At 37.8% G+C, this 22,833-nt stretch carries 18 protein-coding genes; 4 read left to right on the top strand and 14 right to left on the bottom strand.

From position 1 onward, the window contains the following. Window positions 1-31 precede the first annotated feature (31 nt). Window positions 32-634, bottom strand: coding sequence for a DedA family protein (locus GKP30_RS14730; RefSeq protein ID WP_216830215.1), 603 nt, complete (start codon window positions 632-634; stop codon window positions 32-34). Between the two features lie 246 nt (window positions 635-880). Here GKP30_RS14730 and GKP30_RS14725 point away from each other — a divergent pair, with 246 nt between their 5' ends. Next, window positions 881-2,413 (top strand): glycine betaine uptake BCCT transporter, encoded by a 1,533-nt coding sequence (locus tag GKP30_RS14725; RefSeq protein ID WP_216830214.1) that lies wholly within the window; start codon window positions 881-883, stop codon window positions 2,411-2,413. A gap of 217 nt (window positions 2,414-2,630) precedes the next feature. Here the strand turns inward: GKP30_RS14725 and gatB are convergent, their stop codons facing one another. From gatB to pcrB, 8 genes are all read right to left on the bottom strand, one after another. Further along, complete coding sequence (gene gatB / locus GKP30_RS14720; protein ID WP_216830213.1) at window positions 2,631-4,064, bottom strand: Asp-tRNA(Asn)/Glu-tRNA(Gln) amidotransferase subunit GatB; 1,434 nt, start codon at window positions 4,062-4,064, stop codon at window positions 2,631-2,633. A gap of 14 nt (window positions 4,065-4,078) precedes the next feature. Beyond that, complete coding sequence (gatA, locus tag GKP30_RS14715) at window positions 4,079-5,539, bottom strand: Asp-tRNA(Asn)/Glu-tRNA(Gln) amidotransferase subunit GatA (protein WP_216830212.1); 1,461 nt, start codon at window positions 5,537-5,539, stop codon at window positions 4,079-4,081. A gap of 13 nt (window positions 5,540-5,552) precedes the next feature. Beyond that, window positions 5,553-5,843: an Asp-tRNA(Asn)/Glu-tRNA(Gln) amidotransferase subunit GatC gene (gene gatC, locus GKP30_RS14710; RefSeq protein ID WP_216830211.1), complete on the bottom strand. Its 291-nt coding sequence runs from the start codon at window positions 5,841-5,843 to the stop codon at window positions 5,553-5,555. 295 nt (window positions 5,844-6,138) lie between these two features. Continuing rightward, complete coding sequence (putP, locus tag GKP30_RS14705) at window positions 6,139-7,659, bottom strand: sodium/proline symporter PutP (protein ID WP_216830210.1); 1,521 nt, start codon at window positions 7,657-7,659, stop codon at window positions 6,139-6,141. Between the two features lie 310 nt (window positions 7,660-7,969). Beyond that, on the bottom strand, window positions 7,970-9,148 hold the full coding sequence (locus tag GKP30_RS14700; protein ID WP_236035114.1) for a CamS family sex pheromone protein: 1,179 nt from the start codon (window positions 9,146-9,148) through the stop codon (window positions 7,970-7,972). Window positions 9,149-9,260: 112 nt separating this feature from the next. Beyond that, window positions 9,261-11,273, bottom strand: a complete 2,013-nt coding sequence (gene ligA, locus GKP30_RS14695) for an NAD-dependent DNA ligase LigA (RefSeq protein WP_216830209.1) — start codon at window positions 11,271-11,273, stop codon at window positions 9,261-9,263. Window positions 11,274-11,288: 15 nt separating this feature from the next. Further along, window positions 11,289-13,493: a DNA helicase PcrA gene (pcrA, locus tag GKP30_RS14690; RefSeq protein WP_456237153.1), complete on the bottom strand. Its 2,205-nt coding sequence runs from the start codon at window positions 13,491-13,493 to the stop codon at window positions 11,289-11,291. Window positions 13,494-13,570: 77 nt separating this feature from the next. Beyond that, on the bottom strand, window positions 13,571-14,257 hold the full coding sequence (gene pcrB, locus GKP30_RS14685; protein ID WP_216830207.1) for a heptaprenylglyceryl phosphate synthase: 687 nt from the start codon (window positions 14,255-14,257) through the stop codon (window positions 13,571-13,573). A 197-nt stretch (window positions 14,258-14,454) separates the two neighbouring features. On the opposite strand from pcrB, the gene ade reads away from it, so the two are divergent. Further along, complete coding sequence (gene ade, locus GKP30_RS14680; protein WP_216830261.1) at window positions 14,455-16,182, top strand: adenine deaminase; 1,728 nt, start codon at window positions 14,455-14,457, stop codon at window positions 16,180-16,182. Between the two features lie 65 nt (window positions 16,183-16,247). Here ade and GKP30_RS14675 read toward each other — a convergent pair whose 3' ends face one another. The 3 genes from GKP30_RS14675 to GKP30_RS14665 are packed head-to-tail and all read right to left on the bottom strand — an operon-like array spanning window position 16,248 to window position 19,402. Continuing rightward, a complete protein-coding gene (locus tag GKP30_RS14675; protein ID WP_216830206.1) occupies window positions 16,248-16,559 on the bottom strand; it encodes a YerC/YecD family TrpR-related protein in 312 nt (103 codons plus the stop codon). A 15-nt stretch (window positions 16,560-16,574) separates the two neighbouring features. Further along, window positions 16,575-17,612, bottom strand: a complete 1,038-nt coding sequence (locus GKP30_RS14670; RefSeq protein ID WP_236035113.1) for a DUF3048 domain-containing protein — start codon at window positions 17,610-17,612, stop codon at window positions 16,575-16,577. 47 nt (window positions 17,613-17,659) lie between these two features. Continuing rightward, window positions 17,660-19,402, bottom strand: coding sequence for an adenine deaminase C-terminal domain-containing protein (locus GKP30_RS14665; RefSeq protein ID WP_216830205.1), 1,743 nt, complete (start codon window positions 19,400-19,402; stop codon window positions 17,660-17,662). A gap of 131 nt (window positions 19,403-19,533) precedes the next feature. On the opposite strand from GKP30_RS14665, the gene GKP30_RS14660 reads away from it, so the two are divergent. Both GKP30_RS14660 and GKP30_RS24025 read left to right on the top strand, forming a co-directional pair. Further along, window positions 19,534-19,818 (top strand): YgaP family membrane protein, encoded by a 285-nt coding sequence (locus GKP30_RS14660; protein ID WP_216830204.1) that lies wholly within the window; start codon window positions 19,534-19,536, stop codon window positions 19,816-19,818. Window positions 19,819-19,919: 101 nt separating this feature from the next. Further along, entirely contained in the window at window positions 19,920-20,018 is a 99-nt protein-coding gene (locus GKP30_RS24025) for an EYxxD motif small membrane protein (RefSeq protein WP_407928622.1), read from the top strand. Here GKP30_RS24025 and purD read toward each other — a convergent pair. Together purD and purH are read right to left on the bottom strand one after the other, a co-directional pair. After that, window positions 19,993-21,264 carry a phosphoribosylamine--glycine ligase gene (purD, locus tag GKP30_RS14655; RefSeq protein ID WP_216830203.1) on the bottom strand — a complete coding sequence of 424 codons (1,272 nt, stop codon included), beginning with the start codon at window positions 21,262-21,264 and terminating at the stop codon, window positions 19,993-19,995. The genes GKP30_RS24025 and purD overlap by 26 nt on opposite strands. Before the next feature lie 21 nt (window positions 21,265-21,285). Continuing rightward, on the bottom strand, window positions 21,286-22,824 hold the full coding sequence (gene purH / locus GKP30_RS14650; RefSeq protein ID WP_216830202.1) for a bifunctional phosphoribosylaminoimidazolecarboxamide formyltransferase/IMP cyclohydrolase: 1,539 nt from the start codon (window positions 22,822-22,824) through the stop codon (window positions 21,286-21,288). Between the last annotated feature and the right edge of the window lie 9 nt (window positions 22,825-22,833).

Genomic DNA, 22,833 nt, shown 5'->3' with positions numbered 1-22,833 from the left:
CTGTATTTTTCTATTTATTTTCGTATAACTACTAACTTGTATATGTCGTAGCTTCATTTTCTCTTTTAGTTTTAATTTGGTTTTTTATGAAAAAGCCAATGACAGCTATTGCAAAAACAATGATTGAAACAAAATAAATATTGTGCTGTTGTAAACTCTCTATTCCAGTTACTACAATAAAACGACCAAATCCAAATAAGATAGAGCACCATATGAAACAACTAGTATATGAAACTAGCGCAAACGTTACATATGAAAGTTTTCTAGTCCCGCATAAAAAAGGTATCGCGTGTCTTAAACCAGCAAAAAAACAACAGAAAAAAAGTGCATAAGTACCGTGTTCGTCAATCAGTTTCTTACCCTTTTTTATTGGAGCTCGATTTTTTAATTTACTAAGAAGTGGGGCTCCAGCAAAGCGACCAATTAAAAATGTCGTTGTCGTAGCGGTAATAATCCCAAAGTAAGCTGCCGCAAATGCAGGAATTACTTCTAAATAGCCGTTAGATAACCACCCGATGCTAATTACAATGACTTCATTAGGAACAGGAAAAATAAACATACCTAACCAAAGCCACAGAAATAGACCTCCATAACCAAAATCATATAAAACTGAAACAATCATTTCCCATTCCATTTTCGCACCCTCTCCTATTTATTCGGAAAAAGACATGCTGAATTTCTTTCGCTCGCTTTAGTACCAATTTACACCATTATAGAAAATAAACCAATTAATGTGCTCTAGATTGTCCTGAAAAAAATTTAGCGCTTTTACGATTTATTTATAAATATGCAACCCTACTACATATTACCAGTCGCCTTGGAAACACATAAAGAGCATAAAACCATGAAAAGCTATAGTAAAAAGAAGGAGCGTGTACATATGGAGAAAGCAACTAAGGTATTCTGGATATCTGTTGTAATTGCAATTGTATTCGTACTTTGGGGTGTCCTATTACCAAATCAGTTAACTAGCGTTATGGATGTTACGTTAAGCTTCTTTTTACAGAACTTTGGTTGGTTCTACCAACTTTCTGCTACTTTTTTTCTTATCTTTGCTTTGTTTCTTATTTTCAGTCGCTACGGTAAAGTAAAACTCGGGAAAGATGAGGATAAACCAGAGTTCAGCCGACCGACTTGGTTTGCGATGTTATTTAGTGCTGGGATGGGAATTGGATTACTTTTTTTCGGCGTTTCAGAGCCAGTCTCGCACTTTGCTAACCCGCCTTTAGGTGAAGCTGGAACAAGTGCAGCAGCTACGCAAGCTTTAAGGTATACATATCTCCACTGGGGACTCCATGCTTGGGCGATATACGCAACGATTGCGTTAGGATTGGCTTATTTTAAATTCAGAAAAGGCTATCCTGGGTTACTTAGTGCTACGTTATATCCAATATTAGGAGAGAAAACAAAAGGACCGATTGGCGGAGTTATTGATGTCGTTGCGGTATTTGCTACCATCTTTGGAGTCGCTGCTTCCCTCGGCTTAGGTGCAGCTCAAATTAATGGAGGATTAAGCTACGTAACAGGTATTCCAAATACATTTGGTATCCAACTGTTAATTATAGCAATTATCACAGTCCTTTTTCTCATTTCAGCTGGGACTGGAATTAAAAGAGGAATAAAATATTTAAGCAATACCAATATGATACTAGCTGTGCTTTTATTTTTCAGTGTACTTTTCCTTGGACCTACAGTGTTCTTGTTAGAGCTTTTTACTACCACTTTAGGTTCTTACATTCAAAATTTACCTGCAATGGGCTTACGTTTGGCACCTTTTAATGCAGATAATGCAGCTTGGATACAAGGATGGACTATTTTTTATTGGGCATGGTGGATTGCGTGGGCACCGTTTGTCGGGACTTTTATTGCTCGTGTTTCTAGAGGGCGTACCGTTAGAGAGTTCGTAGTGGCTGTTTTATTCATTCCAACGATTGTATGTGCTCTATGGTTTGCCGTTTTCGGCGGTACTGGTATTCATCTTGAATACAATTTAGGTATTCCAGTCTCCGAACAAACCCTTGAAACAGCTTTATTTCTAGTTTTTCAACAGCTGCCGCTAAGTGCTCTATTGATTATCGTTACCCTGTTTTTAATAACCGTTTTCTTTATTACATCCGCTGATTCGGCTACATTTGTCCTTGGGATGCAAACGACAAATGGAAGTTTAGAGCCGCCCAATATTATCAAATATGTGTGGGGGATCCTATTAGCAGCCTCTGCTTCTATCCTAATGTATACTGGTGGATTAGCTGGCTTGCAAACGGCGATTATCGTTAGCGCCTTTCCACTAACCTTTGTACTAATTGCAATGGCGTTCTCAATGGTCAAATCTTTAAATGCCGAACTTGGACCTAAAAAACAAAAAGAACGGAAGAAAGAAGTTGTAGTGAAAGAACGACCCAACCCAACATAAGGTTTATTTAAGAAAAGCGCAAGCGCCCATTTAGCGAAGTCTCGCCGGGCGCTTGCGCTAGACGTTTTCAGTTTTTAATGTATATAAAAACTGCATTTTTTTAAGTACTCATTACTTTTTTTACGGACTCATAAGGCCCTTATTTTAACGCGAATCACCGTTTTGGGCAAGATAAGGGCCTGTGTGTACCCTATTTGCATATTACACCGTACCAAGCCTATCGTTTGCCAATTTCTTCAGCAATTAACTTATTAACCATTGGTGGGTTTGCTTTACCTTTTGTTTCCTTCATCACTTGGCCGACTAGGAAGCCAATTGCTTTTTGCTTACCTGCCTTAAAGTCATCTACAGACTGTTGGTTATTATTAAGGATAGTTACGACAATGCTTCGTAATTCACCTTCATCTGAAATTTGTACGAGACCTTTTTCCTTTACAATCGCTTCTGGGTCGCCACCATTTTCGATCATTTCTTTGAAGACCGTTTTAGCAATCTTAGATGAAATTGTCCCTTTTTCAATTAAAGAAATCATTTTTGTAAGATTTTCTGGCGTTAATGGTACGTCGCCAATTTCTTTGTTATTCGAATTTAGGTACGCTGATACATCTCCCATTAACCAGTTGGCCACTTGTTTCGCATCTCCGCCTTGTGCTAATGTTTTTTCAAAGAAGTCAGACATCGCCTTAGATGCAGTTAAAACTTGTGCATCATATTCGGAAAGATTAAGGTCTGCTACATAACGTGTTTGACGTTCATGAGGAAGCTCTGGAATTTGGCTTCGAACTCGCTCCTTCCACTCCTCATCGATAAAAATAGAAACAAGATCTGGGTCTGGGAAGTAACGGTAATCGTCAGATCCTTCTTTAACTCGCATTAAGATCGTCTCTTTTTTTCCATCGTCCCAACGACGTGTTTCCTGATTGATTACGTTTCCTTCTAGTAATTCCTTCTCTTGACGAATTTCTTCATAAGCTAATCCCTTTTGAACGTTGGCAAATGAGTTTAAATTCTTCAGCTCTGTTTTTGTACCGAACTCTTTTTGACCAACTGGACGAAGTGAAATATTGGCGTCACAACGAAGCGATCCTTCTTCCATTTTACAATCTGATACTTCTGTATATTCAAGGATAGCTTTCAGCTTTTCTAAGTATGCATAGGCTTCCTCTGGTGTACGAATATCTGGCTCAGATACAATCTCAATTAACGGAGTTCCTACACGATTAAAGTCAACTAACGAGTAGTCCCCGTACTCGGAGTGTGTTAACTTCCCTGCATCTTCCTCAAGGTGAATACGAGTAATTCCAATCGTTTTCTTTTCTCCGTTCACTTCTATTTCAATCGAACCGTGTTCACCAATTGGTTTATCAAACTGGGAGATTTGATAAGCTTTTGGACTGTCTGGATAAAAATAATTTTTACGATCAAACTTTGTTTCTTCAGCGATTTCACAATTTAAAGCAATCGATGCTCGCATCGCATATTCAACCGCTTGTTTATTTAAAACTGGCAGTACTCCAGGGTGTCCTAAACATATTGGACATGTATGTGTATTTGGCGGGGCACCAAATTCTGTCGAACAGCCACAGAAAATTTTTGATTTAGTCTTTAACTCGACGTGGACTTCTAATCCAATTACCGTTTCGAAATTCATTTGTATATCCCCCCTTAAAGTTCCGGCTTCGCTTTATGATGTTCAGTTGCTTGCTCAAAAGCATGAGCTACACGATAAACTGTGTTTTCATCAAAATGCTTACCAATAATTTGCAATCCAATCGGCATACCATTTTCACCTAAACCGCAAGGAACTGATATAGCTGGGACACCAGCTAAGTTGACTGGAATTGTGAGAATGTCGTTAGCATACATCGTTAGCGGGTCATTAACTTTTTCACCAATTTTAAATGCTGTTGTCGGTGCCGTTGGTCCAATAATGACATCATAGTTTTCAAACACATCTTCAAAGTCTTTTTTAATTAACGTACGGACTTTTTGTGCTTTTTTATAATATGCATCATAATAACCAGAGCTCAGTGCGTAAGTTCCAAGCATAATGCGGCGCTTAACTTCATCACCAAACCCTTTACTTCTTGTTTCTTTATACATTTCAATTAAGTTTGCAGCATTATCCGAACGAACACCGTAACGTACACCGTCAAAACGAGCTAAGTTAGCAGAAGCCTCGGAAGAAGCTAGTAGATAATACGTAGCAACCGCATATTTAGAATGCGGTAAAGACACTTCCTCCCAAGTCGCACCCATTCCTTCAAGTACTTTAAGTGACTCTAAGATACGGTTTTTAACATCTTCATGGACACCTTCAGCTAGGTATTCTTTTGGTACTGCAATTTTTAAGCCTTTTACTTCACCGGTTAATGCTGATAAGTAGTCAGATGTTTCTACATTAGCTGAAGTCGAATCCATTTTGTCGTAACCAGCGAGCACTTGAAGAACTAAAGCATTATCTTCAACTTTACGTGTAATAGGACCTATTTGATCTAAAGAAGATGCAAAGGCAACTAGTCCAAAACGAGAAACACGTCCATAGGTTGGTTTAAGTCCAACCACTCCACAATAGGATGCGGGTTGGCGTATTGATCCTCCAGTGTCCGATCCTAATGAGAATACAACCTCTCCTGCGGCTACAGAAGCTGCAGAACCTCCACTAGAACCACCAGGGACATAATCTGTATTCCACGGATTTTTTGTATTAAAGAAACCAGAGTTTTCTGTTGAAGAACCCATTGCAAATTCATCCATATTTAATTTACCGATCGTTACAGACTGGGCACCTTGTAAATGCTCAATAACTGTTGCGTTATGCATTGGTTCAAAATTTGCTAACAGTTTACTTGAACATGTTGTTGTTAAACCTCTTGTAACAATATTATCTTTTATTCCAGCAGGAATACCAAAGAGAAGACCTCTTTCATTATTTGCGCTTAATGCTTCATCTAACGATTTTGCATAATTTCTTGCTCTTTCCTCATCTAATGTAACAAATGCCTTAATTTTGTCGTCAACTGCGTTAATTCTTTCGTATGAAGCACTAACTAGCTCTGACACAGACATTTCTTTATTATGTAAACGATTATGTAATTCCGAAATACTTCCTTCTAATATCGACATTTATACCCCTCCTCTACTCAAGGATCGACGGAACTTTAACTTGTCCATCCTGCTCATCTGGTGCGTTCTTCAATACCTCTTCCCTTGGTAACGATTGTTTTACTTCATCCTCACGTAAAACATTTCGCACATCTAATACGTGTGTCGTCGCCTCGATACCATCAGTATCTAATTCATTAAGTTGTTCAGCAAATGTGATAATTGCATCTAATTGTTGTGTAAACATCTCCGCTTCTTCCTCTGTTACAGACAAACGCGCTAAATTAGCGACATGTTTCACCTCATCTTTTGTGATACGTGCCATCTTCCCACCTCCAAAATCGTTCATTTTCACAATAAGTAGATCATACCAAATTACGTTCTAATAGGCAATAAACCCCATTCTAACAACACTTGACAAATTATCGAAATATTACGGAAAGTGTAGGACTTTCTATTCTTTCACTGTATAAAGGTTTTCCTCTTTTATACAACAAATAAAAAGAACCTAGAGGACACTAGCTCCTACCCTCTAAGTTCTTCTCTCAATTGAATATTAGTTTGATATCGCAAATGCTAATGACTCATTTTAAAACGTTATAAATTGCTCTTTTTAGCTTCTACGATAATTTCGCTTGTTCAAATTCCTCTTGAATTTCTTGACTAGGTTGTTTTCCTATTAGACTCACTACAATGATTGCAATAACTGCAAAGATAAACCCTGGTACGATTTCATAAAGTCCAAATGGGATAATGGCTTCTGATTGTGGAAGAGGATTACCATCAGGGCCATTTGGAGGGGTTGATAATAGATCCCATAACACAACAGTTATTCCACCTGTTATCATCCCAGCAAGAGCTCCATTCCGTGTCATCCTTTTCCAAAATAAAGAGAAAAGAATGAGCGGCCCAAACGCTGCACCAAATCCTGCCCAAGCATACCCTACTAAATTTAACACTGAATTATTAGGATTATAGGCAAGGAGAATAGCGATAAAAGCAATTGCCACAACACCTAACCTACCAACCCAAACTAACTCTTTATCTGAAGCATCCTTTCGAATAATACCTTTATAAAAGTCTTCAGCTAAAGCACTTGATGAAACTAGTAATTGTGAATCAATCGTACTCATAATCGCAGCTAGAATAGCAGCCAGGAGAAAACCCGCTACCCATGGGTCAAATAAAACTTGAGTAAACAATATAAATACTGTTTCGTGAGCACCAGCCGAAATTACTAATCCTGGTCCATTGATCGAAAAATAGGCAATTCCAACAAAGCCTGTAAAAATTGCACCAAATAAAGCTAGGACCATCCAGGTCATACCAATAAATCGTGCTTTCGGGATTTCTTTTACTGATTTTACAGCCATAAATCTAGTAACAATATGGGGTTGACCAAAATAACCTAATCCCCAAGCTAATAATGAAACCACTCCTAAAATGGTGGCTCCTTGGAACGCATCTAAATAGGCAGGATCAATTTCGCCAACTGCATTTAACGTTGATTGCCAACCTCCTAATTTAGATATAGCAACAACTGGAACGATTATTAAAGCAAGGAACATCAGTATGCCTTGGAAAAAATCTGTCCAACTTACCGCTAAAAATCCACCTAAAAAGGTATATGAAATGATAACAATCGCACCAATCCAAAGTGCTTGTGTGTACGTCATCCCAAAGGAGGCTTCAAACAACAATGCTCCACCAACAAGTCCAGCTGAAGTATAAAATGCAAAAAACAGTAAGATAACAAGTGCCGACACTGTTCGAAGAACTTTAGTTTTGTCATGAAATCGATTTTCAAAGAAGTCTGGTAGAGTAATAGAATCATTTGCGACTTCCGTATATTTTCTTAACCTAGCTGCAACAAACTGCCAGTTTAGATACGCACCAATTGCAAGGCCTACCGCTATCCAAATCTCACCCATTCCACCAATATAAAGGGCCCCTGGTAAACCTAAAAGTAACCAACTACTCATATCAGAAGCCCCAGCACTTAATGCGGCCACACTTCCTGATAGCCTCCGACCACCCAATACGTAGTCTGATAAATTATTAGTTAAGCGATAAGCAATAACTCCAATTACTAACATCCCTACAAGATAAACTATAAATGTAAATAACGTAGCGACCTCCATAGTTTATTCTCTCCTTTCTCTAATTAAACTTACCAACGACAAAAGTATTAATAAAAGCATTGGTACCCAAAGTAAAACAGATGTAGCCAGCGTTAATTGATGATCCATCTCTTCACCTCCTTTATGCAAAATCTATGCATAAGGCCCCCTGATAATGTTCAACTTTCCTTTTTCTATTTATCGTTATAAAAATCATCACAATATGAATTAACATGGACATGCGAATATAAATAAACGAACACCCACAACATCGTTTTCTACAGACAATAGGTAAAAGGCAGTCAACGACTGCCTTTTTGAGAAATTCATTCTATCGATAAATGTGTATAAACGGATCTTCATTTGGATTTCGAACAATGATAGCTTCCTGACCAGAAACAGAAGTAATATAAACTTGAATTTTTAAGTTACTTGGAAAACGTTGTGCAATTCGGTCAGCTGAAAATTGAGTAAGTGCAATGATTTCAGCCTTACCTTGGAAACGAATTGGAATTTCAATCGTCATTTCAGTAAGCTGTTCATCTTTGTAAAAACCCTTACCTACTACACCGATATAATTATCAAAAAAGTCGTTAATTTCTTCCTTAAATTTCAAAAAACGTTCCGCATCATTTCTTTGCTCATTAGTAGCGAGAGTTGAAGGATAAAAATAATACTTTTGATTAATGGCTTGCCATTTATCAATTTGTCGCTGTGGTTCAGCAACACCCTTCATGATAAAGTTTCCTGGTACAATGGCTTCTCTTTTTTCCTCTTGAAATAAAGCAACGATAATTGGAACATTTTCTAATGATCCTTCTTCACGATTAGGTGATCTCAGGCGAGAAACAATTTCTTCTGCCATCCGCTTACCTTCCTCTTCCATTTTCTTCCGATTAATGTCGACTTCGTATCGATAAATTCTTCCTTGATCATCAAAAATACGATAGTTATATACGGTATTCATAGAAAGACCTATGACAACCCCACCTAACTCAAGCTGACCGTTCGCATTTTCTACTAAATAATTATGTTCTAACAGATGAGATAAATAACGGGGTTGGCTTTCCTCTTGTTCCTTTAAATTATTTCCTGATCCTAGAGGTGGATTTAACCCCAGAGGGTTTTCATCTTCCTCAAAACGCATCAACCAGTTGTTGAGTTCATTACGAGAAATAAATTGCCCTTCTCTGAAGTAATATTTTTCTGGATCAAACCTTTCATTCGCAATCTCCATTAAGCCTAATTCGAGTTGTTCTATATCGAGGCGATTGTAAACGACCGCATTACTAAAGCCTCTGCCTTCACCATGAGTGTAGGAACCATCATATAGAACACTACGGTAGTAGTTTTCAGATGTGTATACTTCTGGACTCAATTCAACAACTTGATCTTCCCCATGTTCTTCCTCTTCTATTAACTGTTCCTCTGGCTGCAAGAAAGGGAAACAACCTGACAAAAAGATGACGCTACAAAGAGCAATTGGTATCGCTCGTTTTATCATCTTCATCACTCCTACTCCATATTTCTTTGGATAATGTTTAGAAAAGAGGCTATGGACCTTATAACCATCATTTTTAAACAAACGTTTATTTAAGAGGAGAACTATTCTTCAACAACATCTAGTCAGCTGTTTCCTGAATGAATTGTTCTTCACTCCAAACTGTAATCCCCAATTGCTGCGCTTTAGCTAATTTGGAGCCTGCATCCTCTCCAGCTATAACTAAATCCGTTTTTTTACTAACACTACCAGTTACTTTCCCACCTAGTGCCTCTATTTTTTCTTTGGCTTCATCTCTAGTTAACTGTGCTAACTTCCCTGTAAGAACGACCGTTTTATTCAAGAACGGACTTTCTTGGACCTCTTCGGTTGAAGGTAATTTCGGCCCTTTATATGTCATATTAATTCCAAGGTCCTTGAGTTCATTGATCAATTCTATTACTTCTTCCTGCTCAAAGTAATTAACAATTGAGTTTGCCATTTTCTCACCAATTTCATTGACAGCTGTAAGTGTCTCGAAATCAGCCTCTTGGATCGCTTCTATCGTTTCAAAGTGCATGGCTAACGTTTTTGCTGCTTTTGCTCCAACAAATCGTATACCTAAACCAAAAAGTAATTTCTCAAGTGAATTTTCTTTGGTAGCTTCTATTGCACTTAATAAATTTTCAACGGATTTTTCGCCCATTCTTTCTAGTTGAAGCAGTTGTTCTCGCTCTAACTTATAAATATCAGCGACATCCTCTACAAGCCCTTCAGCAAAAAGCTGAGCAATAACTCGTTCTCCTAAACCATCAATATTCATGGCATTACGGGCTACAAAGTGTGTCAAACCTTCACGAATTTGAGCTGGACATTTAGGATTAATACAACGTAATGCAACTTCACCCTCAAGGCGTACGAGCTCGCTTTCACATTCTGGACAGTGTGTCGGCATGTGGAAATCTTGCTCTTCTCCAGTACGTAATTCTAGTAATACATTGACGACTTCTGGGATGATGTCACCCGCTTTTTTTACAACAACGGAATCACCGATTTTAATGTCTTTTTCTCTAATTAAATCTTCATTATGCAAAGAAGCCCTCTTCACAGTTGTTCCAGCAACGGTTACAGGTTCTAAGAGTGCTGTTGGAGTTACTACTCCTGTTCGCCCCACATTTAAATCAATCCCTATTAATTTCGTAACCACTTCTTCTGCTGGGAATTTATATGCAACCGCCCAGCGAGGACTCTTTGCTGTAAACCCTAAAGCCTTTTGTTGATCAAGTTCATCGACTTTGATAACAATGCCATCTATTTCATATGGTAAATCTGGACGCTTTCCAACCCAGCTCTCAACATACTCAATTACTTCATCAATGTTTTTACAGTGACGATTTTCCTGATTTATCTTTAAGCCCAAATCTTTTAAATAATTTAAAGCTTGATGATGTGATGTAATTTGATCATCTTCTATTCGTCCGAGTGAATATAGAAAAATATCAAGGTTACGTTTTGCAGCAATTTTTGGATCTAACTGACGTAAAGAACCAGCGGCTGCATTTCTCGGATTTGCAAACTTTTCTTCGCCCGCGGCTTCCTTCGCCTCGTTCAACGCCTGAAATGACCTTTTTGGCATAAAAGCTTCACCACGGACTTCTAATGTGACCTCTTCTTTAAGTCTCAGTGGTATCGAACGAATGGTTTTAAGGTTTTGAGTAATATCTTCACCGACAGTACCATCTCCACGTGTTGCTCCACGAGTAAATTTCCCTTGTTCGTACTTTAGAGAGACGGCTAGTCCATCTATTTTTAACTCGCAACTATACGTTGGTTCACTATCGTTTAGACCTTGTTTCACACGGCGGTCAAAATCTCGCAAATCTTCTTCATTAAACGCATTCCCTAAGCTTAACATAGGAACATCGTGTTGTACCTTATCAAAAAATGGCAGCGGTTCTCCGCCAACTCGAACGGTTGGAGAGTCATCGGTTAAATATTCTGGGTATTGCTCTTCTAAAGAGACAAGTTCTTGCATTAGCTGGTCATATTCCGCATCAGATACGATTGGCTTGTCTAGTACATAGTAATGATGACCATATTCATTTAGAAGCTCTCTTAACTCATCTATTCGAGATTTCGCTTCATGTTTATCCATGTTATCGTCCTTTCATTACACCTTTTTAATTGGAGCAAATTTAGCAACTAATCGCTTTACACCGACTGGCTTTGGAAAAGCTATATCGAGCTCAATATGTTCTCCTTCGCCTTTTGTGCTAACTACGGTACCGATACCCCACTTACCATGTTCCGCCTTATCGCCTACTGACCATTGGAAGCCTTCTCCACCTGATGTCGAAGCGACTGGACGAGTAGCGGCAACATTTCGTTTTGGCGCACCATATGAGCTTGGACGTGATGTTTTTGCCCACATCGGCTCTGGTTTTGCCATTTCTTCTAAACAGTGCTCTGGAATTTCTTTTAAGAAACGAGAAGGCGCATTTGTACTTGTTCGTCCAAATAATGTACGACTTCTTGCATTAGTTAAAAACAATTGTTGCTCTGCTCGTGTTATTCCTACATAAGCTAGACGGCGTTCTTCCTCCATTTCTTCTTCTTCAAAGAGAGAGCGGCTATGAGGAAAGACGCCTTCTTCCATGCCGATAATAAATACAATTGGAAACTCCAAACCTTTCGCCGAGTGCATCGTCATCAAAGTGACTACTTCAGACGGGTTTTCTTCATCATTATCTAGCTGATCAATATCTGCGACAAGTGCTAGGTCTGTTAAAAACGCAATGAGAGATTTATCCTCACTTCTTTTTTCAAACTCTACAGTAACGGATAAAAACTCATCAATATTTTCTAAACGGCTTTGAGCTTCTAACGTTTTTTCATTTTTTAACATGTCGCGGTAGCCTGATTTCTCAAGTACTTCTTCTACTAGTTCAGTAACCGATAAGTACTCCTGCATATTGATCCAGTTGTTCATTTGTTTTGAAAAATCCTCAAGCTTACCTACGACTCGTGCACTTAAACCAACTTGTTCGATTTCCTGCAATACTTTAAACATGGAGATCCCTTGATTCGCCCCATACTCTAAAATACGGTCAACCGTTGCGGCCCCAATGCCTCGTTTCGGAACATTAATAATTCGTTGTAAACTGATATCATCATCTGGGTTCCCAATAAGTCGTAAATAGGCTAGCACGTCTTTAATCTCTTTACGATCGTAGAATTTCGTTCCGCCGACAATGTTATATTCAATATTTGATTTTACTAGCAATTCCTCCATTACACGTGATTGTGCATTGGTACGATAAAGTATTGCTATATCTGAATTGCTGTTACCATTACGTGTTACTTCTTTTATTTTGCCGATGACATAGTATGCTTCATCTTGCTCAGTATCGGCTTCATAGCGGACAATTTTACATCCCTCTTCATTTTCAGTCCAAAGCTTTTTCGGCTTTCTTTTCATATTATTTTCAATAACCTTATTTGCCGCTTCTAGGATTGTTTTCGTTGAACGATAGTTTTGTTCTAATAAAATAACCGCTGCTGATGGATAATCTTGTTCAAAGGAAAGGATGTTTGCAATATCTGCTCCACGCCAGCGATAGATAGACTGATCGGAGTCCCCAACAACGCAAATGTTTTTATACTTTTCAGCTAGCATATTAACTAATACATATTGTGCTTTGTTTGTATCTTGATACTCATCTACATGGATATATTGAAACTTTCTTTGATAAAACTCAAGGACTTCAGGTACAAGCTTAAATAATCGAATTGTTGTCATGATTAAATCGTCAAAATCCAATGATTGGTTTTTCTTCAATTGCTTCTCATATTCCACATATACTTCTGCAGCTGTTTGATCATATAGTCCACTCGCAGTTTTGGAGAATTCTTCAGCACGCTTTAACTCATTTTTAGCTGAACTAATCGTACCAAGAATACTTCTTGGTTCAAATTTTTTCGGATCTATATTTTTTGTTTTTAAAATTTGTTTAATTACTGACAGCTGATCTGCTCCATCTAATATCGTAAAGTTTCGACTAAACCCAATTCGATCAATATCTCTTCTTAATATACGAACGCACATAGAGTGGAAAGTCGAAATCCAAATATTCTCGGCGGTCCCACCAACAATTTGCGCAACTCGATCTTTCATTTCACGTGCTGCTTTATTCGTAAATGTTATCGCAAGAATATTATAAGGTGCTACACCTTTTTCTCGAATAATATAAGCAATCCGATGAGTTAATACTCGCGTTTTTCCACTTCCAGCACCAGCCATTAATAATAAAGGACCATCTGTATGCTGAACGGCTTTTCTTTGTTCAGGATTTAGTCCTGATAACATTTTCTCCATCAATTTACTTTGCACTTTTCCACCACCAAACATATGTTCTCATTCTATTTTACTTTACTTTTTGTTTTGCAACAACTCTATTTTTTGACTGCATTAACCGTATCAAGTGCAGCTTTTATATTATCATAAATAATATTTCCTACAATAATCGTATCAGCAAACTTTGCCATCTCTTTTGCTTGTTCTAAATTCGTAATGCCCCCACCGTAAAATAACCGGGTATCTTTCAACACCTCTTTAACGGCTTGTACTACAGAGACTTGGCCAAATATTCCGCTGTATTCAATATAAAAGATAGGTAGTCGATACATATGCTCCGCTATTCTTGCATAAGCAACAACATCTTCTTCTTGAAGTTTCGTTTCTGAATTCGTTAATTTGGCAACTTTTGCATCTGGATTAAGAATACAATATCCTTCCATAACAATTTCATCCCAATTCATAATGGGGCCATATTCTTTTACGGCTTGATGATGAAGTTTGGTGATCCACTGTGTATCGTTACTGTTTAAAACAGTAGGAATAAAATAATAATCAAATCCTGGTGTTAATGATTCAATATTTGATACTTCTAAGCCGCAAGGTACGGAATAACGGCGTATTCGCACTAATAAACTAAGAGTATTATCGAGTGTCACTCCGTCTGATCCACCTACAATAATTCCATCTGTTCCAGACTCACAAATTGCCTCTAAATCTTCATCGCTAATTTCTTTATTCGGGTCTAATTTAAAGGCATGCTTCCAATCTTTATATTCAAGCATGACTATTTCCTCCATCATCGAAAACATTTATCTCACTGAATGATTATATCAAAAATACGACAGCAATCTAAGGGTACACCCTTTAAAAAATTATTGGTACATTTTTGGACTAAAAACTAACATTTTAAAACCTGGGTTGGTATACTATACAAAATGATTTGACAAGGTAAGATTAATAAGGAGGTCTTGAAGTGTCTATTGGCAATAACATATATAATTATATTCACACTGCAGCCAAAACTGAAAAAGCAGATCTCGTAATTACAAACGGAAAAGTGATTGATGTTTTTAATGGAGAAATTATAGAAGAAGACGTTGCAATTACAGGCGGGAAAATTGTTGGGATCGGCTCCTATGAGGGTCATACAACTTTTAATGCAAAGGGCGGGTATATTTGTCCTGCTTTTATTGATGGCCATGTCCACATCGAATCTTCTATGCTAACCCCACTACAACTTGAAGAAGTTCTCGTTCCTCATGGGGTGACTACACTTATAGCGGACCCACATGAAATTGCTAACGTATCTGGAAAAGAAGGAATTCAATTTTTAATTGACAATAGTAGAAAATCCTTGCTAGATATATATTTTATGATCCCTTCTTGTGTACCAGCAACTCCTTTTGAAAATGCAGGTGCAACTCTTGAAGCAGAAGATATCGCCCCGTTTTATACTAATCAAAACGTATTAGGTCTAGCTGAAGTAATGGATTTCCCATCTGTTTTAAATGGAAGTGAGAAAATGGTTAATAAACTAACTTCAGCGATGAAACACGGGAAGCTCATTGACGGCCATGCAGCTGGCTTAGATAAATATGGAATAAATACATATCGTGCAGCTGGTATCCAAACCGATCACGAAGCAGTTAATGCCGAAGAAGCAAAAATTCGTTTACAACGTGGAATGTATCTTATGATAAGAGAAGGATCTGTCGCCAAAGATTTAGAAGCACTTCTCCCTATTGTTACGGAACGGAATTCTAGGCGTTGTTTATTTGTGACAGATGATAAACATCTTGATGATTTAGTAGAAGAAGGAAGTATCGATCATAATGTACGATTAGCCATTTTAAATGGTTTAGATCCAATTCTAGCTATTTCAATGGCAACTATTAATACTGCGGAATGCTTTCAATTAAAAAGCAAGGGCGCTATTGCACCAGGTTTTGATGCTGATCTACTTATCTTATCTGATCTACATCAAATTTCTATTGAACATGTATTTTTAAAAGGTTCGCATGTCGTTGAAAGAGGGGTGCTTCAATCTCAATATAAAAATAAGATGGAAATACCTATACCTCGTTCGCTAACAAAAAGTGTAAATACAAAACCAGTTACTGAAAATGACTTGAAAATCTCCATTACACATAACAAAGCTAATATTATTGAAATTATACCGAACTCTTTAATTACCAACCACATTAGCGAAGCTGTGGACACTATTGCGGGCAATTTTACGCCTTCTATTGAAAAGGACCAACTAAAATTAGCAGTCGTCGAACGACATAATCAAACAGGAAATATTGGTCTCGGTATTGTAAAAGGTATGCGGTTAAAAGGCGGGGCAATTGCCACAACTATAGCACATGATTCACATAATATTATTGTGTGCGGCACAAATGATCAAGACATGGTAAAAGCTATTGCATTAATGGAGGAGATGCAAGGAGGAATTGTGATCGTTAAAGACGGTAAATCTGTCAGTAGCCTTCCTTTACAAATTAGTGGTCTTTTAACCGATCAACATTACGAGGAAACGTTAAAACAAATTAATCATCTAAATACGTCGCTATCTACAGTCGGATTTTCAGGTAGCTTCAATCCATTTTTAACATTATCCTTCCTCGCACTACCCGTCATCCCGGACCTTAAACTAACCGATACAGGATTATTTCAAGTCAAAGAGTTCAAGCATATACAAATATAAAGAAGAAGTGCCAGGCACCTTTAACACTGTATCGTGTTAAAGGTGCCTGGCACCGTTTTGAGCTTTTATTCTTTTTCTTCGTTTGTTTCCCCGTGTACTCGGTCTAACGTCATTTTGTAACCGTCGTTACCATAGTTTAAACAACGCTTTACTCGTGAAATAGTAGCTGTGCTTGCTCCTGTTTCGGTTTCAATTTTATGATACGTATAACCTAACTGCAGCATGCGAGCTACTTCAAGACGCTGAGCAAGTGATTGGATTTCATTAATGGTACATAAATCATCAAAAAATTGATAGCATTCCTCTAAATCATTTAGCGATAATATTGCATTAAATAGTTGGTCTAACTCTTTACCTCTTAACTTATTAATTTGCAATTTATTCACCTCTTTCTATTCTTCTATGACTACTCTTTGTTCAATGAACTCTGGAATAATATTAATCCAAGTTTGGCCTGGTAAGAATTTTACTACTTCACCATTATAGATAGGTAAGATCCTTCCATCTTCACTCACCCATTCAAGTTCAATAGCTATACCTTCTTGAAGCAATAGGGCTTTTCCACCAGATGTTAAATCAATTTTGCGTCGGCCTTGCTCGTCGATGACCTCATGCTTCGTTTCAACAACTAAAATGTTATTTATAGCGATCGGGTCTTGGGTTGCATAATCTACAGCATGATACGAACCATTATGCCTTGAATATGTTTTTTGACCCTCATCGTACTTGTAAGTTACATCATACAGTTTATGATAATCAATTGTCACGTCATGAGCAGTGACACCTTCAAGTTCAATTTCATCATTCTCATAAAATGTTAACGGTTTTGGTTCTGCAATTAAGTTATAACCTTTACTTTCCAAACCCTTAATAATATTTCCATACGTAATATATGAATTATGCGGAGCTTTTCGGTCTGAAGATCGTTTAAAAAGTCCTCCATCATTATTGCCTTCCATCCCATTTAAATGTTCAGTTTCATTTTGAATGTATAACCTTTCTTTTGCTTCTGGGCTCCAGCCGTGACTTATGAAGAATGCATCATATCCCTTCGCTAAGTCGATATGATATCCTCTCGCACTTCGGACAGGTCCAACATTCGCTGGCTGCTTACTATGATAGATCGCTAACAAGCGGGTAATTTCATATTCTGAAAGAACTTCATACACGATATCTGCCTCTAATAAGCCTGACTGCGGCCTAGCTTGACGATGATTATTAATCGTGACAGCAAAAGGTCGGTGGTCGATTGAAGAATCCGTTGGAATTCCTGTTAATGGAAAGATGTTATCACTAACAACTACTTCTTCAGGCGTTTCCTCAACTGGATCAACATTTTCATGAACTGTATCCTTATCTTTATTACATCCTGTCATAGTAATAACTGCTGCTAAAACTGCGGTTAAAAGAATTTTAGATGACTTTTTCAATGATTACACGACCTTTGACCAAAATAATAAAAATGTTCTTTAATAGTTTAACGCATAATTGAAGGAAAGAGTACTTTTTTATTATAAACATCATATATTCCATGCTGCGTTACCCGGATATAAGGTAAATGAGTTGAAGAGAAAAATAATAAACTGTAAATTGGGTCTTCATACGAATACCCACGTTCCTTCAGTTCTTTAACTAGATGTTTTTCACTTTCAATCACTAATTCCATTGACTGATTGGACATAATTCCCATTAAACCTAAAGGAATGCTACTAATGACTTCTCCATCTTCTACAAGGACGATGCCTCCTCCTTGTTGTTTTAACTGTTCAAAAGCAAACATCATATCTTTTTTATCTTTACCGATTAAAACGATATCTCCTGTATTTGAAAATGAACTAGCAAAACCAGAAATCTTATTTCCGAATCCTTTAATAATTGTATTAATTCTCCACTTACCCTTACGATCGAGTAAAACAAAAAAACTCTCACAGTGATCCATAGATAAATGTTCGCCTGTACCTTCAACTGAAATTTGAAAAGGCTTCAGAATGACTGAATTAACAAGTTCAATTCCCATCGGCATTGAGAAATGAAGGTCCTCCTCCGTTATGTCCCAATCCAACTCTAATGGATGCATATCGTATTGAGCCCATGGAAAGCTTTCATATTCTTCAACAACTTCATTATCACGTAAAACCCATTGCCCTTTTGCCATGACTGATACAGGTACAGGATTTTCTTTTGCTGATAAAAAGTTAAGATGAGCAATTCTACCTGGGGCAATCATTCCGATTTTGTAATCTAAATTATAATATTTAGCTACATTATAAGTTGCCATGTTATAAGCCTCGACTACAGGAACGCCACTTTCAATCGCAATATTAATTAAATGATCAATAACCCCCTGTTCATAAAATGTTGGGGTTGAACCATCCGTTGTATATAAACAGTTTGAAAAATCATCCACACCTAATTCAAGCATTTCTGTTAGTAACTTTGGTAAATCTGGACGAATAGACGAATGACGCAAGGAGGTTGTATAGCCTAAATTTAATCTCATCACTGCATCTTCACCTGTCATCGCTTCATGGTCAGACGTTACTCCCAATAATGCCATTTGAGTAAGCGTTCGTTCAGAAGCACCAGGAAAGTGTCCTTCTATCGGTTTACGTAACCGGCGCGTTTCTTGCATCCAATGAAGAATGGAATCGTCTCCACTTAACACTTTTGGCCAAGACGTTAGTTCTCCCCCTTGGACGACGAGATGGTGTTCTAGCCACGCTTTCATTCTTGAATTCGAAAAACATTCTTCTTCTCCGTCTAGTTCCGTCTGTGCATCGTAACGGCACCACCAGTACATTGAAGTCGGTAGTTCGTCTAGTTCCTCAATTAGCGTAAGCGCTTTCTTTTTTTCAAGATGTAAAAAGAACATCAGATTATCATTAATCAATGTTGTTGTCCCACGAGTCGATGCATATTTAGCAAAGCTATGGGGATTATATAACTGAAAAGGATGTGCGTGAGGTTCAATATATCCTGGTACGATATATTGGTCACTGCAATCAACGATAGAAGTCCCTTTCACTTGTGTAGGCATTTGGTCGCCAACGTAGACTATTCGATCTTGAAAAATCCATATATGGGCTTTAAGCCATTTCTTTCTTACACTGTTAAGATAAGTTGCATTTTTTAATACAACAGTAGGGGCTAACTCTCCACGAATGACCGCTAGTTGTTGTCTTAATAGTTTCTTTGTCCAACGATAGATACGTTCAGCCATTTTATCTTCACCCATTTCTAATTTGAGCTATTTATATTATCGTACCATATTTTCACCGTTTAACACATTAAAGTTGTACAATTTATAAGAAATTTTACAAAATAGTCTGTCAGAAAGGTGTTGTCTGCTCAATGAAACCAAATATTGGAATGATTAATGCATTTGTTCGAATTACTTGTGGCTTTACAGTACTTGCATACGCAACGGCAAGGTTAGTTAAAAAGCCATATAGCAGTATGCCATTGTTCGCCGCAATGATGGGTGCAATGAAAGTTGCAGAAGGTTTTACTCGTTTTTGCCCCTTAACATATTTGTTTGAGGAACAAGTTGTACAAATTAAAAAACAAAATAATAATAATGAAGAGCAAACGACTGTTGATAGTGAAAAACTTCAGGAATCGATGAATCCTTTTTAAGGTCATTTATTACTGTATGAGCTAACTATATAAATCATGTTAAAAAGAGGCTACTCAAATAGATTGAGTATGCCTCTGTTATTAAAAGGAGATGAAATTTCATGGAATTTGCAATTGATTCTTTATTTATTTATGCCTCAATCATAGGTTCAATCGTTGCGATAATTTATCTATTTATGAGGAAAAAGCGCGCCCGATAGCCTTGTTTCCAATGTCTTTTCGGTAAAATAAGCCATCACTTTTAACTTTTGTAATCTCTTCGTACACTTTTTCTTGAGCTGCTTGTAAGCTACTGTCTTTACGAGCTACTAGTAAGACTCTTCCGCCATTTGTTACAAGCTGATCTTTTTCTAATTTTGTTCCAGCATGGAAAACAAGTGTTTGTGAATCTACATCTTCAAGTCCATCAATTACAGCACCTTTTTCATAAGCTAATGGATAGCCTTTTGAAGCCATTACAACACCAACAACAGCTTCCTCTGACCATGTTAATTCAACTTTATCACCAGCTAGAAGACCATTAATAACATCAACCATGTCTGAAACTAAACGAGGTAATACCACTTGAGTTTCAGGATCACCAAAGCGAGCATTAAATTCAATTACTTTAGGTCCTTTATCAGTCATCATTAGGCCTGCATATAAAATTCCAGTAAAGCTACGTCCTTCAGCAATCATAGCATTAGCCATTGGTTGCAATACCTTTTCAACCGCTTCTTGAACTGAAGCGTCATTAAATTGTGGAACTGGTGAATAAGCTCCCATACCACCCGTATTTGGTCCTTCGTCATTATCATATGCTCGCTTGTGATCTTGGGCGCCTACCATTGGAAGGACAATATCATCATGAACGAATGCCATTAAAGAAAGCTCTTCTCCTGCTAGATACTCTTCAATAACTACTTTTGCACTTGCTTTTCCAAATTGATTGTTTTCAAGCATTTCGTATAGAGCTTTTGTCGCCTCTTCAATCGTCATCGCCACGACAACACCCTTACCAGCTGCCAACCCATCAGCTTTAATAACAATTGGTGCTCCCATTTTCTCTACATATGCTTTTGCTTCTTCGTACGAAGTAAATGTCTCATAATAACCTGTTGGGATATTGTATTTATGCATGATTTCTTTAGCAAACGATTTACTTCCTTCGATTAAAGCCGCTTCTTTTTCTGGACCAAAGATCTTTAAGCCTGCGTCTTTAAAACGATTGACAATCCCGTCCAACAAAGGTGCTTCAGGTCCAACAATCGTTAAATCAATTTGCTCTTTTTTTGCAAAATCAATTAGTTGTTCGTGATCATTCTCCGAAATCTGAACAATTGTAGCTACATCCTTCATTCCTGCATTTCCTGGTGCAACAAATACTTGTTCTACTTTTGGGCTTTGTTCAACTTTCCAAGCCATTGTATGCTCACGACCACCACTACCTACGATTAGTACTTTCATGAAACATTTCCCTCCTTCTGATTAGTGTTTAAAATGACGAACTCCTGTAAATACCATCGCAATGCCTAACTCATCGGCTTTTTTAATGGAATCTTCGTCACGAATAGATCCACCTGGTTGAATAATCGCAGTAATTCCTGCTTTTCCTGCTTCTTCTACTGTATCACTCATTGGGAAGAAGGCATCTGAACCCATTACAGCTCCGCTTGCTTCTTGTCCAGCTTGTTCAATAGCAATTTTCGCTGCACCTACTCGGTTCATTTGACCTGCACCTACACCAATTGTCATTTCATTTTTAGCTAAAACAATTGCGTTTGACTTTACGTGCTTTACAACTTTCCAAGCTAATTTTAGTGCCTTCCACTCTTCTTCAGTTGGCTCACGCTTTGTAGGTACACTAATTGTAGCTTCATCTAAACCAAAAGTATCTTCCTCTTGTACGAGTGCACCGCCGTGGATCGTTGTTAGTTTCATCTCAGCCTTATTAGCTTTTTCAATTGGTAACGTTAATAGTCGTAAATTTTTCTTCGTTGTTAATATTTCTAAAGCTTCTGCTGTAAATGAAGGCGCTATGATAATTTCTAGGAAAATTTCTTTCATTTTTAGAGCAGTTTCACGATCTACTTCGCGGTTAGCCGCAATGATGCCACCAAAGATAGATACTGGATCTGCTTCATATGCTTTATCATACGCTTGTTCAATTGTTTCTCCAACACCAACACCACAAGGGTTCATATGCTTAATCGCAACTACTGCTGGCTCTTGGAATTCTTTAACGATGGCTACTGCTGCATCAGCATCGTTAATATTGTTATAAGACAACTCTTTACCGTGAAGTTGCTCTGCTTGTGCGATTGACGTTGTCGGCCCAAGTGGTTTGCGATAAAAGGCAGCTTTTTGATGTGGGTTTTCCCCGTAACGAAGATCTTGTTTCTTCTCAAACGTTACTGTTAATGATTCAGGGTTTTCTTCCTTTACTTCTTTAGTTAAGTATTCAGCAATTACCGCATCGTAAGCTGCTGTATGACGGAATACCTTAGCAGCTAATTTTTTACGAGTATCTTCTGCAACTTTACTATCTTCCTTTAGTTGAGCGATAACTGTCTGGTAATCGACTGGGTCTACAACAACAGTTACGTGTGCGTGGTTTTTCGCAGCAGCACGTAGCATGCTCGGACCGCCAATATCTATGTTTTCGATTGCATCAGCAAACGTAACGTCAGGCTTTGCAATCGTCTGTTGGAATGGGTATAAGTTAACAACAACTAAGTCAATCGGAGTAATATTATGCTCTTGAAGTTGTGAAAGGTGGTCATCACTTTCACGCATCGCTAAAAGACCACCGTGAATATTAGGATGTAATGTTTTTACACGTCCGTCTAATATCTCTGGAAACCCTGTTACCTCAGAAATTCCAATGACATTAACACCAGCTTCTTCTAGGGCTTTTCTTGTTCCTCCAGTTGAAACAACCTCTACACCTAACTCCACTAATTGTTGAACAAAAGGAACGATCCCTTCTTTATTTGACACACTAACTAATGCACGTTTGACTGCCATCTTAGTGTC

This window comes from Alkalihalobacterium elongatum (assembly GCF_019024285.1).
In the GTDB taxonomy this organism is placed as follows: Bacteria; Bacillota; Bacilli; order Bacillales; family Bacillaceae_F; genus Alkalihalobacterium; species Alkalihalobacterium elongatum.
This window is presented reverse-complemented; position numbering and strand designations above follow the sequence as displayed.